Raw genomic sequence first — 15,872 nt, forward strand, 5'->3', positions numbered from 1 at the left:
TCATGTCGGCTTCGCGACGAGGGCGGTCGTGCTCGAGGGAGCTGCCGCCGATGACGACGGCGCGCTCGACCCGGCGGGCGGGGTGGTGCCGGCGGAGGCGGGCAGGGTGATCCCGTCGGTGCGGATGCGCAGCGTGTCGAACCGGGCCGTGCCGGCATCCACGAGGAGTCCGAATCTGCCGTCGGCGAGCGCGGCGTTGTACGCGCGGGATGCCACGAAGGCACCGTCGACGACCACCGACACCGAGGCGCCCTTGATGGTGACCAGCAGCGTGTGGCTGCCGACGGACAGGGCGCGGGCGACGGCCTGATCGATCACGGCGGATCCGCCGGCGACGTGCCCGAACAGGACGGTCCCGGCCGCCTGGTCGAGCAGGACGAACTTGTAGTCGGTCGGGCTGTAGTAGTCGTACACGAGGCCGGCGCGGGCGCCCGCGGTGAGGATGACGGTCTGGGTGATCTCCAGGAACGCGTTCGCCGAGACCGGGGCGCCGAGGTCGGCGAGTGCGATCGCGGGGCGGCCGGCAGTCGCGGTGGCGGCGACGGTGCCGGCGGTCGGGGTGAAGGTGCCGCTCACCGGAGAGCTGACGATGCCGGTGCCCTGGGCGAAGTCCTCGGTGCGGTCCACGGTGATGGTCGGCGGGAGCACCTGCACCGTGATGCTGTCGAACTGGCCGCGCGCCTGGTTGGAGCCGACGCCGATGAGGCCCTTGTTCAGCGGGACGGCGACACCGTCGAGGATGCGCGCGGCGAATGTGTAGGTGAACACCGCGGTGCCGCCGAGAGACACCGTGACGGTGGTCCCGTTGACCGCGACAAGCATCGTGTACCAGGTGTCGGACTTCACGCCGCCCGGCACGGCCGACTGCACGAGCACCTGCCAGCCGGCGGCCGTGCGCTGGCCCATGACGAGCTTGTTGGTGGACTGGTCGACGCCGGCGAACTTGAAGTCGGTGGGGGAGAAGTAGTCGAAGATGACGTAGGCGTTCGCCTTCCATCCGCCGGTGGGCTTGGTGAGGGAGATCTGGGCGCTGATCTCGTAGTAGACAGGCAGGTACTCGTCGAGGTAATAGACGGCGACGGCATCCCCGCCGGGGGCGGTCGCCGTGACGGCGAGGGCGCCGTTCTGCACGGTGAACGACCCGGAGTCGGGCAGGAACGCCTCGGTGGTGCCGCTCGTGAAGGTGGCCGAGCGCAGCACGTCGCGCTTGCCGCCGGGGACGTTGCCCGGCTGCGGGTCGCGGGGTCCGCCGGTCTGGTCGCCCCAGGCGGCGTCCTGCTGCATGACGAGGCCGAGTTCGCCGAACGGCTCCCCGTTGCGCGGCTGCGAGATCGCGCCCGCCTCCTGCGCGATGGTGAAGTCCGCGCCCTGGGCCTGCGACAGCGCGTACAGGAAGTCCTGCAGGTGCGGGGACAGCTGCCGGCTCACGGTGCCCATGCCGAACGGGGCGAACGGCACCAGGTAGCTGTTGAACTCGCCGGCCCAGTCGATGAGCCGGTCACCGCCGGTGTTCGCGATGAGGACGTCGAGGCCGGCGCCGCCGTAGGCGCGGTCCTCGTAGGCGGGGCTGGTGTCGGGCTGGTCGTTCTCGCCGCCGTGCGTGGTGAGGACGTCGTCCATGTTCAGGAGGTCGTTGCCCCAGCCGCCCCACGCGGTGTCGCGGCCGGTTCCGCCGACGATCCAGTCGTTGCCGTCGTCGCCGAAGAGCACGTCGTCGCCGTCGGTGCGCACGGTGGTGGCGACGGTGTCGAGGCGTCCCTCGGTGCTGTCGAAGTTCAGGAACCACTCGCCACCGGACACGAAGATCTTGCGCATCGGGTGGTACTCGTCGTACAGGGCGAACTCGCCGCTGGTCTGGTCGAAACCGAGGAGCGTGCCGTCGTTGAACGGGTGCGCGAAGTCGCTGCGCACGTGGCCGACGCCCCAGCCCATGTTCGCCGCGGTGGTGCCGGGCATCGCTTCGGCGCCCGAGATGGCGTCGTCGCCTGCGCCGCCGTGGATGAAGTCGGCATCCCACCCGCCGAAGAGCACGTCGTTCGCGAAGTGCGCGACGAACTGGGGGTCCAGGACGTTGCCGTTCGTCTGGAACGGGCTCAGGTCGACGCTCTTGAACAGCCGGCCGGTCGGGTAGACCGTCGCGGTCTGAGCATTGCCCGGAGTGGCGATGACGGCCTGCGCGTTGGGGGTGGTGACGCCGTTGAGGGGCTCGGTGGATCCGTTGCGGCTGGTGAAGATGCGGCCGTCGTCGCCGAGGATGCCGTCGATGCCGGTGCCGCCGGAGATCCAGTCGTTGCCCCAGCCGCCGATGAGGTCGTCGTCGCCGGCGTCGCCGAACACGATGTCGTCGCCGCGACCGGCGTAGACGGTGTCGTCGCCGGCCTCGCCGTGGATCTCGTCGGCGCCGCCGATGTCGCCGGTCGCCGCGGAGGCGCGGAAGTCGGGACCGCCCGGCGTGTAGTCCAGCAGCACGACGGCGCGGGGGAGGAGGCGCAGCGCCTCGCCGTAGTTGTCGTAGGTGAAGGTGCGGTAGCCGGTGGCGCCGCCGGTGCCGACCTGGACGATCCGGAGGATGTCGCCGTTGTCGCCGACGATCGTGTCGGAGTCGCCCGTGTGTCCGGTCGTGTCGTCGTTGCGGCCGATGCGGTCGCCGGCGCCGCCGAAGATGAGGTCGGCCCCGTCCGGCCGCTGCGACGCCGTCGTCAGAGAGAACAGATCCGAGCTGCCGCCGATGATGTCGTCGCGGCCGAGACCGCCGAAGATGACGTCGCTGCCGCCGCCGCCTTCGATGTAGTCGTCGCCGTCGTCGGCCGCGCCGATCGAGGGCGTGACGGTGAGCAGGCCCGTGACCGGATCGCGCCGTGCCGCCACGGGGATGTCGATCGAGCCGTCGCCCTGGATGACGTCGTTGCCGAGCTCCCCGAAGATCATGTCGTCGCCCGCACCGCCGGCGATGAAGTCCGACCCGTAGACACTGGGGGACGTCGTCGCGGTGTGGTCGAGCAGTGTGATGAGCAGGTCGCTCCACACCGCGCGTCCGGCCGGGTCGTTCTGCCACGCCGAGGTGACCTGCGCGGCCCCGGCGGTGGCGGCATCCGTACTGTAGATCTTGGTGCCGTTCAGCACGCGGAACCGCGGGTTCGCGGTCGAGCCGGTGCGGACGAGCGCGACGCTGTCGCCGAAGATGAGGTCGCGGCCCGCTCCGCCGTCGATCCGGTCGCCGCAGCGCCCGCCGAGGAGGATGTCCTCGCCGCCGAGGCCGCGGATCGTGTCGACGCCGCCGACGGTGTGGTCGGTGGTCGCGGCGAGGTCGAACGGGCGGTCCACCCCGTCCGTGGTGTCGCCGGGGCCGCCGTGGCCGGACTCCGCGACGACCCGCCCCTGCGAATCCGTCCAGGTGACGATGCCGCGGTCGCCGAAGATGAGGTCGGCTCCCGACCCGCCGGTCAGCGTGTCGTTGCCGATCCCGCCGAAGATCAGGAGTCCCAGCGACGAGGCCGAGCCGTCCACGGTGTCGTCGTCGGTGACGCCGGACGGCCGGATCGCGTCGGTGGCGGGCATCGTGTACGAGCGCGTCGCACTGCGGGTGACCTCGACCACGACGAACGGGGCGCTGCCGTCGCGCTGCGGCGAGGCGTCGAAGGTGAGGATGCCGCCGGTGCGCTGGATCTCGGAGGCATCCAGCAGCCGGCCGTTCACCCACACCCGGAACGAGACGAGATCGGCGGTGCCGCCCAGATCGAACGTGCCGGTGCTCTGGGTCCACCAGCCGGTGAGACGCAGCGTCAGTGCGACCTGATCGCCCGGGTTCAGCGAATCGAACAGGCCCGCGATGTCCAGGCGGGTGGAGACGACGTAGCGCGACGGGTCGACGACCTGGCCGTTGACGGTGAGGGTGTACACGACGTCGGGCCGGACCGGTTCGTCGCCGTCGCCGAGGTCGGCGCCGAGATCCAGGACGTTCGCGTTCGGACCCTGGGTGTTCAGCACCAGGAAGCCGCCGGCGTTCGCGGTCTTGTCGAGCGCGACCGTGACCCGGTCGTCGCCGAGGCCGGTGTTGAGCCAGGTCGTCGTGCGCACTCCCGGACGGTGGCTGATGCCGGCGACGGTGATCGTGTCCGCGAAGCTGCTCGTCCAGATGCGGATGCCGTCTGCGAAGGTTCCGGTGGATGCCGCCTGCCACGAGATCCCCGCGGGGGCGAGACCGGTGAGGAACACCTCGCCGTGCGGGTCGAGGGTGCTGCCCGCCGGCGGGGCGGCACTGGTGAGGACCACGTTGCCGTCGCCGTGGGCGGCATCCTCGTCGCTGATCAGCAGCGTGTGCCGGCCGGTGCCGAGGTCGAGATTGAGGGTCCCGAGGATGCCGTCGAGGTCGCCGGCGAGGAACTGCGGGCGACCGGTCAGCGGCACGTCGGCCCGCGACGAGATGTACACGCGGTCGTCGCCCGCCCCGAGCGAGACGTTGGTGACCGGCCGCGTGCCGCGGATGTTGAGCACGTCGCTGCCGGAGCCGAGCGCGAGGTTGAGCGTCTCCAGCCCCGTGTATCGGATGCCGGCGCGGCTGTCGCCGTCGGTCGCCGCCGCGGCGGCGGTGGCGCCGAGCGCGGTGAGCCGGATCGTGATGGGGGTGGTCGGGTCCGCGTTCACCTCGCCGCGGAATCCGATGAGGTAGACCCCGCCGACGAGCCAGACGTACACGCTCGCCGAGCACCGCGTCGCACCCGCCGCGCCGCAGGACATCGAGACGCCGGCATCCGCCCCGGCCGTCGTCGGGAAGAGCAGGCTCTGCAGCGCCGCCTGCACCGCGGCGGCCGAAGTCCCGGCGGCGAACGTGATGGCGCCGATGCCGGTCTCATGACCGCCCTGCACCTGGGACAGCATGATCGTGAAGGTCGCGCCGCGCGGGGTGACGCTGTACAGGCGGTCGAGCGGACGGCCGAGTCCGTCGGTGCCGCTGCGCGGAGTCATGCCGAGACCGGTGACCGTGTCGCCGGTGAGCCGGCCGAGGTTGTCAGTGAGGTCGCCGGCGTCCACGAGGTTGGCGACGTCGGTGCCGACCCCGCCGTCGAGCACCAGCAGCGCGGCGAGGAGGTCGAGGAGGCCGGTCGCGGATCCGACGTCGAACGTGTCGTCGTCGGTGTTGCCGTGCAGCGGCGCACTCCCCGAGCCCGGGCCGCCGATCACGCGGGTGTGGCCGGCGATGGTGCGCACGATCACGTGGTCGTCGCCCGGACCGGCGTCGATCGTGGTCGTGCCGGCGTGGGTGGTGAGGATCGTGAACGTGTCGTCGCCGTAGCCGAGGAGGACGGTGAGGTCTTCGAAGTCGGCGTACTGGATGCCGCCCGCCACCGGTCGGCCGCCCAGCGTGCGGTCGACTCCCATGCCGAGCCCGGTGATCGCGGTGCCGGTCAGCGTTCCGGTGGCGTCGGCGGGGCTGTCCTCGTTGTGGATGACGAGCGTGTCCACCTGCGCGGGTTCGATCGCGTCGCCCGAGCTCGCCGTCACCGGCAGCGGGGAGGCGGACGTCTCGCCGGGGAGCATGACCGGCAGATAGCCGTCGAGTTCGAGCTGGACGGGCGGGTTCGGGTCGTCGCCGCCGGAGACGAACAGCGGCCCCTGGATGAGCGACACCGTGCGCGGCGCGTCCGCGAACTCCTGCACGTCGTCGCCGTCGACGACCGCGTCGTCGATCGCGCGGACCGTGACGGTCTGCGCGGTGTCCCAGTTCGCCGCGGTGAACGTCAGTGCGAGGTGGTCGACCCATGAGCCGCCGACGAGGAACTGCAGGTGCGGGACGCGGCATCCGCTCGGCAGCCCGCAGGAGACCCCCGCCGAGTCGAGCGTGGACGACGCGATCGCGGTGGCGTTCACGGTCACCGTCTCGCCCGCGGCGGGCGCCTTGGACAGGCGCACGGTGTACGAGGCCGTCGCGCCGAACTGGCCACCGGTCGCGCCCTCGACGAGCCGGAGGTCACCGCCCGTCGGCGTGATGATCACCTCGGCGGTGTCGCCGTCGTGCACGAGGACGCCGACGGTGGCGACGGTGGTGCCGGCGAGGTCGGTGATGAACACGGCGGTGCCGACGGTGAGCGCGTCGCCCCACGGATCGGTCACGGTGATGGTGGTGGCCGTGCTCCCGGCGATCGTGCGGTACGCCGTGCCGCCGCGCGCTCCGACGATGCGCAGCGTGGCGCCGCTCAGGTCGCCGGCGCCGGCCGGCAGGGTGACACCGGTCAGCGTGATCGTGCGGCGGTCGGCGGAGACGGCGGACACGGTGCCGGCCGGCTCGGTGGCGGTGACCGGCGGCGTGTACCCGCTCAGCGTAAAGGCGTCTCCGGCGGCCGGGGCGGTGTCCCACGCGCCCTCGATCTCCAGCGTCGTGGCGGTGTTGTCCCAGACGCGGACGACCTGGCCGGCGCCGGCGCCGCCGGTCAGCCGCAGCAGGAAGCCCTTCAGGGAGCCGGGCGCGGCGGTCATTCCGGTGAACGCGAACTCGTTCGCCAGGCAGCCGGGGCACGCGGCGACGGTGCCGGACCGCCGGTCCGTGGACGTGACGACGGCGGTGATCCCGGCCACGCGCTGGCCCGAGACGATGCCGTCGTCGAGGGCCCGCACGAAGACCGTCTTCGCGGCCGCCGTCGTGAACGTGAGGGTCAGGGATGCCGCCCACGTGGTGCCGTCGACGGAGACCTGGAGCCCTGCCGGCGCCGTCACGCGGACGGTGGCCGTGCCGACCGGGGCGGCGCCGAGGCGCACCTGGTAGGTCGCCGTGGTGCCTCCGCGGCCGGCATCCGCGGGTTCGGCGACGACCACGCCGCCGTCGGGTACGACGACCGGCACCTGCGGTGTCTCGTCGTCGATGATGCGCACGAACGTGGTCGCGACGAGGGCGCCGGCGTACGCCCCGCCGGTGACGATCGCGTCGATCGGCGCGAGCTGCTCGCCCTCGGCGGAGAGGTCGTTCTCGGCCCGCACCCACACCCGGTGCTCGGACGTGTCACCGGCCGCGATGGCGATCGTGACGGATGTCTGCCAGGTGACCCCGTCGAGCGACAGCAGAAGCGACCGCGCGCGGCTGGTGGAGGTCGGATCGACCGGCGGCGTGGTCAGCGTCACCTGCACGGCGACGGCGGAGGCCTGCGTCAGGCGCACGAGGACGCGCCCGTCCGCTCCGCCCTCGGTGAGCGTCAGCGATCCGCCGACCGGGGCGACGGCGACGACCGGCTTGTCGTCGTCCAGGATCTCCGTGGCGATGCCGTTCACCGGCAGCAGCTTCCAGGCGCTGTTCTGCACGGTGCTCTCCACCTGGTGGCGCACGAGACCCGTGTACCCGAGCAGGTCGTTCGCCTGCACGGCGGGGGCGAGGGCGCCGACCTCGGCACGGTCGGAGCCGAGCCCGCCGTAGATGGACGTCGAGACCGCGGCGTTGGTGGACAGCACGATGAAGCGGTCGTCGCCGGCCATGCCGTAGATCGACACCCGCTCGACGTTGACGTACCGGATGACGCGTCCGGCGCCGTAGACACCGGTGGCGGTGATGACGAACGTGTCGTCGAACTCCGTGCCGATGACGGCCACGAGGTCGTCGCCGGGCCCGCCGTCGATGTTGACCGGCGCGTTGGTCGCGTACTGGATGAAGTCGCGCCCGGCGCCGGCATCCAGCGAGGTCTGCTCGGACTCCGCGGCGAACGAGCGGATGATGAACGTGTCGTCGCCTGCCTCGCCGTACAGATTCAGGGTGGCGACGTTGCGGAACACCTCGAACGTGTCGTCGCCGGTGCCGCCGTGCACGGATGCCGTGAACGAGACGCCCCGGGTGAGCCGGCCGCGCGTGGACGAGAAGAAGTCTGTGGCGGGGAACTCCGGGTCACCGGTGTAGCCGTTGTACAGCTGCCCGAACCGGAACACGTCGTTTCCGGCGCCGCCGTTGACGGTGAGCACCGACGCGGTGTCGTCGAACGCGAAGGCGTCGTCGCCGAGGCCGCCGTTGAGCACCACGCCGCCGGTCATCTCCTGGCCGTACGTCACCTTCTCGGCTCCGGACCCGGCGGTGAGGAGGGCGATCAGCGCGCGGGTCGCGTTGCGCCGCAGCAGGAACGTGTCGTTGAAGGCGGATCCGTTCACGACGAGCACGTTCGTGCCGCCGTCGCCGTTCGTGTCGACGGTGTCGATGCGGTCGCTGCCCGTGCCGAACAGGTTCACCACGAATGTGTCGGACCCGAGGCCGCCGTCCAGCCGCACCGCTCCCCGCAGCGGGTTGGAGCCGACGGCATCCGGAATCGCGTTGACCGTCAGCCAATCGTTCCCGCCGTTGCCCTCGACCGTCAGAGCCCCGGTCGTGGCTTCGACGAACACGCGGTCGTCGCCCGGGCCGGCGTGCACGGTCGTGGTGCCGGCGTGGGTGCCGTCGACCTTCAGGACGTCCGCGCCCTGTCCGAGGGTCAGATCCAGGGACTCGAACGCCCCGTAGGAGACACGGCCGGTCGTCTCCGCGACCACCCCGGTCGTCACCGATCCGGCGCCGGATGCCACCAGGGGGTGCCCGGCGACCGCACCGATCGAGAGAGTGCGGAAGCGGCCCGCAGCGCCGGCCAGCGTGCCCGTCCAGGCGATGGTCCAGCGCGTCCCCGCCTTGGACACCACGACGTTGCCGACGCCGACCAGGGCCTCGAGGGCCGTCTGCACCTGCGCGGCCGTGGCGTCGAAGGGCAGCGGGGCGGTCGTGCCGAGCCCGGCGACGGTGAGGGTGAAGCGTCCGTCGACCGCCCCCGACACGGTGACCACCTGCACGAGGGAGGGCGTCGGGGCCCCGCCCGTCATCCCGAGCCCGGTGATGTCGGTGCCGGTGAGGACTCCGACGCGTCCGAGGATCGTGGCGGCGTCGTCGAGGAACAGCGTGTCGGTCCCCGTCCCGCCGGTGAGCGACAGCGGCGCGGCGATGCCGGTGAGCGAGCCGCCGATGCCGGTGAGGGTGGAGCTGATGCGCACCGTGTCGTCGCCGCTGCCGGTGTCGACCGAGGTGACGCCCGAGACCGAGCGGACGATCACGGTGTCGTCGCCCCCGCGCGTCGTGAGGGCGGTCGAACCGGCGTGCGTCGTGTGCACCGTGAAGACGTCCGATCCGGAGCCCAGGTCGATCGTCAGCCGCTCGAAGGCGGTGTAGGCGATGCCGTCCGAGCTGAGGCCGAGGCCCTTCAGCAGGGTCGACCACAGGTCACCGGTGTTCGGTGCGGTGTCGCCGGTGTCGTCCACGGCGAGCAGGTCGTCGCCGGTCGCGACACCGGGGCCGCTGCCGCCGTTGACGGTCAGGCCCGCGGCGATCTGGTTCACGGTGCCGCCCGTGTTGGTCCAGACGGTGTTCGTGGTGCCTGCGCCGGCGGCGTTCGAACCGACCGCGACGATGTCGCTGTTCTCGCCGGTGGCCAGGACGAGCGGGACGGCGAGCGCCCGGACGGCGATGCGGTCGCCGCCGCCGAGCGTGCGGATCTCCACCGACTCGACGCCGTCGTGGGTGATCGTGCCGAGCGTCGACATCGCGCCGGCCGCGCTGAACGAGACGCGGCGGATGCGGTTGGGTCCGGTGCCTGCCGGGGGAGCGGCCACGGTGTCGACGATGAGATCGTCGGGCTGCGGCGTGCCCCACACCTGCAGCCGGTCGGTGCCGGCGGAGCCCGCGACGTGGACCGTCATGCCGGTCGAACGCGTGAGGTCGATGCGCACGAGGTCATCGCCGGCGCCGGCATCCAGATCGGCCGTTCCCGTCCAGGCGGTGACCGTGTGCGCGACTCCGCCGGTCTTGACGGTGCCGTCCGCGTCCCCGACGAGCATGGTCGTGGCGGCGGATCCCGTGGCGGTGAGGACGGCGAACTCGAAGATGCCGGTGATGTCCTCGGCGATCGAGTCCGAGCTGAAGTCCAGACCGGCGACGTGGCCGACCACGAACAGGTTGCCGTACAGGCCGAAGTCGAGCCCGCTGAACGACTCGATCAGGGTGTCGCTGCCGCCGGCGTCGGTGAAGACGTCGTATCCGTCCCCGCCGGTCACGCGGTCGTTGCCGAGGCCGGAGTCGAGGACGTCGTCGAACGGCGATCCGACGAGCACGTCGTCGCCGGCACCGCCGATGAGAGTCAACGCCAGCTGATCGGCGGTCTCGGCCGCCGCGGAGAGGTTGTCGTCGCCGCCGCGGGCGTCGATCGCGAGCGCGTCGCCCTGACCGCGCACGCCGCCGGTGATGGTGACCGCGTAGGCGTTGCCCGACGAACGGGTGACGACCGTGCTGCCGCCGGCGGTGGTGACGGCGAAGGTGTCGGCGGCGGTGTCGGAGCCGAGGATCCGGACGAGGTCCGTGCTGCCCGTGCCGAGCAGCAGGGTGACGGCGGTGAGTCCCGATCCGTGGCCGGTGATGTCGTCGAGGGTCAGCTGGTCGCCGCCCGCTCCGGCGTCGACGGTGAGCGCCTCGATGTCGGTGACGGTCTTGGTGACACCGCCGAGCTGGAAGGCCAGGGTGTCGGTGGACGGGTTGGTGATCGTGAGGATGTCCGAGCCGCCGGTCAGGGTGAGGATCAGCGTGTCGGATCCGCCGCCGCCGTCCACCACCACCGACGCGCCCGAGCCGAACACGGCCGCCGGCACCAGGAACGTGTCGTCGTCGGCGCCGCCGCTGTAGCTGCGGGCCACGCCCGACAGCGTGTCCCTGCCGTTGCCGCCGGACAACACGTCGGAGAGGCCGTTGCCCACGAGCGTGTCGTCGTCGTCCCCGCCGTCGAGGGTCACCGCGCCGGTCCCGGTGTGCCGCAGGACGTCGTTGCCGGACCCGCCGTTCACGGTGGCGCTCGCCGTCCCGGCGACGGTGATCGTGTCGGCGCCGGCATCCCCGTCGAGCGTGCTGCCCTGACCCGACCCCTGCAGCAGCATCGTGTCGTCGCCGCTGCCGCCGTGCAGGTACACCGGGATGGTGACGCTCGGATCGATCGTGACGTTGTCCGCCCCGTCGTCGAACCAGCCGCTGATGGTCTTCACGTGGGTGTAGTCGCGGGTGTATCCGAACCCGGTGACGCGGATCGTGACGCCGTCGGGGGTCGCGGGGCCGATCTGCCGGATCAGCACCGTCTCGTTCACCTGGTTCGAGCCGACCGTGCGCGCCGTGCGGTGCGCGAGATCGCCGACGTTGAGGACGAGGTCGTGGTCGGTGCTGCGCCAGTACCGGTAGTCGGTCGCCGGGTCGCCCGCGGACTGCCCGTTGCCGGCGAGGTACGGGACCACGGGGAAGTACACGGTGCCGATGCGGAAGGAGTCGCTCGCCGAGTGCCACGAGCCCAGGATCTTGAACCGCACCCGGATGGAGAAGATCAGCGGCGTCGCCCCGGAGGCGTCTGCGGTGCGCGAGTCGGCGGTGACGTCGAGGTCGAGGCCCACGCCCAGGCTGATCTCGAACAGCTTGAAGTCGAAGTAGACCTCCACGCTCGCGCCGCCGCCGATGTGCAGCGTGTACCAGAGGATGCCGTCCTGCTCGTGGGTGAGGAAGGCCACCTCGAGGTGGAAGTCGCCGCGGATGCCCATGAAGTCGCCGCCGAGCTGCAGGTGGCCCTTGAGGGAGAGGCTGAAGTTGCCGGCCGAGTTGAGGAAGACGTCGCCGGACAGGTCGAAGCCGAAGAAGCTGAGGTCCGCGTAGGCGTGCAGGTACCAGTCGCCGGACGAGAAGGTGGTGTCGTCGGCGCTCGTCCGGCCGACCTCGATCGTGAATCCGGCGTCGAAGGTGAACAGCTTCAGCAGCGTGACGGACCCGGTCAGCTGCAGCTTGAAGCCGCGGTCGACCCCGAGTCGCACCTCGGGCGTCGTGTTGATGGCCAGCGTGCCGCTCGCGGACAGGCTGAACACGAAGGCGTCCGCCGAGGCGGATACGGCCACGCTCATCACGAACCCGTCGTCGTACACGCCGGCGACCCCGCTCGCGGTGAACTTCAGCCCGGCCAGGTCGAAGGCCACACCGAACGCCATCTCGAACGCGTTGTTCGCGATGCGGATGTCGGCATAGCCCGAGCCGCGGGCGAACGAGGCGAACTGCAGCGAGCCCTGGATGTGCAGCAGGAAGCCCGGAGCGACGCTGGTCCCCCCGAACATCCGCGCCGCCCCGGTGGTGTTGAGCTGGATGACCGCGGCGGCCTCGAACCCGATGCCGACGGCGCTGCCGAAGTCGGCATCCAGCGAGATCGCGAGGCGTGCGACGACGCCCGCGCCGGTGATGGAGAACCCGGAATCGACGATGTCGAGACCGCCGAAGGGCTCCAGGGATGCCGTGCCGTTGACCAGCAGGGACAGCTCGCTCGTGCTCACCGTCAGGACGACGTCGGCGGTGATGTCCAGCACGTTCATCACCTGCAGGGAGCCGTACATCTCGAGCCGGAAGCCGCCGGTCACTCCGAGCTGCTGGTCGCCGATGACGAGGACGCCGCCGGCATCCCGCCGGAATCCGCGGAACTCGGTGTGCCCGTTCACCACGGCCGTGTCGACCAGGTACGTGCGGATCGTCTGCTGCGAGGAGAACGTGTTGATCTCCAGCAGGAACTGCCCGTCGAGCTTGAGGCCGGGGATCGCGTTCACCCCGAGCGTCAGCTGGACCCTGCCGACGACCCCCGTCTTCGTCCCGACGTAGACCGCGAGGTAGACGGAGCCGGTGAGGGATCCGAGGTACGGGATCGTGGTGCCGACCATGCCGGTCAGCTGCAGGTACGCGGTGCCGGTCGTGTCGACGGCCGCGGTGATGCTGATGAAGCCGCTCAGCGTGAACACGCCGCCGATGAGCAGATCGGCCTGGATCGTCGCGACGACGTACACGGCGGGAGCCGCACCCGGATCCGTCGACCCGTCGATCGCCGGCGGCGACTTCGGCACGACGAAGGTGGGCGACTGGCCCGGCAGCAGCAGCGGCAGGAACGCGGCCGGCACCGTCAGGGACTGGTCGGCCAGCGTCGTGTTGAACATGATGGTCACGGAACCGGTCGCGGAGAACAGCGACCCCACCGACGGCAGGCCGATGCCCACGCTCTTGGAGATGCGGATGCTGCCGGCGACCCCCGGGATCGCTCCGTTCGCGGTGCTCGTGCGGATCATCAGGACGCCGGTCACCGACCCGTACTCGAGGCGCGCGGCCCCGGAGCCGAACGAGAGCGAGCCGGTGACGAACAGGCTGAGCTCGGGTGCCGGCGGGTCCATCGAGATGTTCAGCAGCAGGCCGCCCTGCACCCGGAGCAGCTCGGTGCCGCCGGGGGAGAGCACCAGCTGGCCGACGATCTGGAACCCGAAGCTGAACGGCTGCAGCGTGACGGTCTCGGACAGGTCGGTGCCCCCGGGGCCGACACCGGGGAGCACGATCGTCTCGGTCTTGGGCTGGTTGGTCAGGTTGATGCGCAGCTCCGCGGACCCGGACAGGTGCAGGCCGTACTTCTCCAGCGCCTGGAAGTTCGTCTGGATGGCCGCGACGCCCCAGAACTGGGGGACCGGGTACATCGGGTTCGTGGACTGGTCGCCGACCATCAGCGCGAAGACGCCCGATGCCGCGCCGATCGTGCCGAGGCCGTACACGTCCATCTGCCCGGTGAAGCGCAGGATGAAGAGCTTGCGCGCGGTGTCGATCTCGAGCGTGACGTCGGCGTGCAGGTGCAGCAGCGGCTTGTCGAGGAAGTCGCCCGCCTGCAGCATGATGCCGCCGGACAGCTCGATGAAGAACGACGTGCCCTGGGTGATGAGGGTGAACGACTGCGTGCTGCCGGCCGCGCGGTTGCCGGCGACGTCCTGCCAGCCGCCTTCGGCGAAGGAGACCGTCACGGTGCCCGCCGTCAGCGACTGGGCGCCGGTGTACAGGTAGCGCGCGATTCCGGATGCCGGGTCGTACATCACCCGGCTGAAGGCGAGGCCCTGGGAGCCTGCGCCGGTGAGGGCGAGGTCGTCGGCTCCGAGCGTGCTCTGGTCCACGGCGGCGCCGGGAGTGGTCAGCTGCACCGCGAACCAGGTGCTGCCCGGAATCTGCGCCGGGGTGGGCACGAACGCGGTGGCGGCCGCGCCGGCGTACGACGCACCGCTGAACAGCGTGCCGTCGAGGTTGGCCCAGCTCGAGTCGACGAAGGCGACGGTGAGGGCGCCGGTCGTCCAGCCCGAGAAGAAGTAGCGGTACGTCGACCCGGAGACGAGCATCGGGGTGCCGGCGACCGCCAGCTGCGTGCCGTTCGCGGTGACCGTGATCTCGGCGTCGCCGTCGAGGATGGTTTTGGTGTCGATCGCGGTGCCGCCCGGCTTCTGCGCGGTGCCGAACGCGGAGAAGGTGACATCCACCCAGCCGCGCCCACGGAGGCTCGTGACGTCCAGCACGGATCCCGGCGTCGGGTCGATGAGGGCGGCGGTGGGCGCGGAGACCGTGAACGTCTCGGTCTCGGCGGAGTTGACGACGCCGCCGAGGTCGGCGAAGCTGCCGGCGCGGAACGTGATCGTGTAGGTGCCGGCGGTGAGGGTGCTCGTGAACGCGTAGCGCCACACGTTGCTCGTGCCGACCCGGACCGGGGCGGCCACGGCGATGAGGTGGCCGGCAGCATCCCGGAACTCGATCTCGTCGCCGGTGATCGTGGACGGATCGATCGCGAAGCCGGCCGTGCCGTTGAAGCGGATCTCGAGGTACTTGAGGGCGTTGATGAGGTCGCGGCCGAGGGTCGCTCCCGCGACGGGTCGGACCGTCGACTCGTCGGTGCCGGGAGTGGACGGGTCGTCCGGGATGGTCTGGATGACGTCGCCGGTCGCGCCGACGACCTGGAAGGACTGGGTCAGGGTCGTGCCCGCCGGGGGCGCATTGGCCGGGTCCGAGGCGTACTGGTCGAGGGCGAAGACGATGTCGACGCGGCCGGGGCCGAACGTGCCGGAGAGCAGGTAGCGCCACACGCCGCCGCCGAGCGCGACGACCCCGATGACCGAGACGCCGCCGGCGCCCGGCCCGGTGAGCGTGAACGCGCCGGTGCCGAGGGCGACCGGGTCGAACGGCAGCGCCGGGCTGCCGGCCGGGGGAGTGAAGGTCACGTCGATGTAGGTCTTCGTGGCGACCACCTGGGCGGGATCCACCGTGACGACGGCGGTCGGGAGGGTTCCGGCGGTGACGGTGGCCGGGGTGTGCACGGCATCCGGTGTGCCGTGCAGGTCGGTGTACGTCCACGAGCCGGTGTACTGCACGGACACGTCATCGTCCGGCAGCAGGGCCGCGCTGAGGGTGAAGCGCACCCAGACGGTGTCGCCGACGACGGCGATGACCTGGACCCCGGTCACGGTGATGGACTGCGTCACCCCGCCGCGAGTGACGGTGAGGGTGATCGCCGACGTGCCCAGCGACGAGGGGAGGATGAGGAGCCCCGCGGGCGCCGTGAACGGCACGTCGATCCAGGTGCGCCCGCCCGCGGGCGGGGTCACCGTGGAATCCGCGGGCGCCGTCGCGGGGGCGTAGCCGATCGGCAGCGCGGCGGCGGTCACCGTCGAGGTGCTGACGGTCAGGTCGGGACGCTGCACGATCACCGGCACGATGAAGGTCGAGGCATCCGCCCCCGGACGGATCGCCCGGGTCGTGTCGACGTCGATCGTCCACCCGGTCGCTGCGGCGGCGAAGGTGATCCCAGACAGCAGGCGCAGCGCCGAGTCCGGGTCGATCGCGGCTCCGGCGAGACCGCCGGTGGCTGCCGGCAGGGTGACGGTGAGGTCGGCGCGCCACGTCAGGCCGGAGGCGGAAAGCGTCGTCGTGACCGTCGGCGTGACCGGGAGCAGGTACGACCAGCTGCCCGGCAGGAGGTGCAGCGTCACCGGGAACCCGGTCTCGTACGTGCCGGTCAGCCAGTACCGCACCCGCG

1 protein-coding gene (cut by a window edge) is annotated in these 15,872 nt (G+C 71.4%); it reads right to left on the bottom strand.

Going from position 1 to position 15,872, the window contains the following annotated elements; all coding sequences use genetic code 11:
- Positions 1-15,872, bottom strand: the end of a protein-coding gene (locus LK09_RS04605; protein WP_039396596.1) for a calcium-binding protein. The gene runs 20,431 nt beyond the window's last position; the window shows 15,872 of its 36,303 coding nt (coding positions 20,432-36,303); the start codon falls outside the window, past its right edge — the gene reads right to left on this strand; its stop codon occupies positions 1-3.

The organism is Microbacterium mangrovi, assembly GCF_000802305.1.
GTDB lineage: Bacteria > Actinomycetota > Actinomycetes > Actinomycetales > Microbacteriaceae > Microbacterium > Microbacterium mangrovi.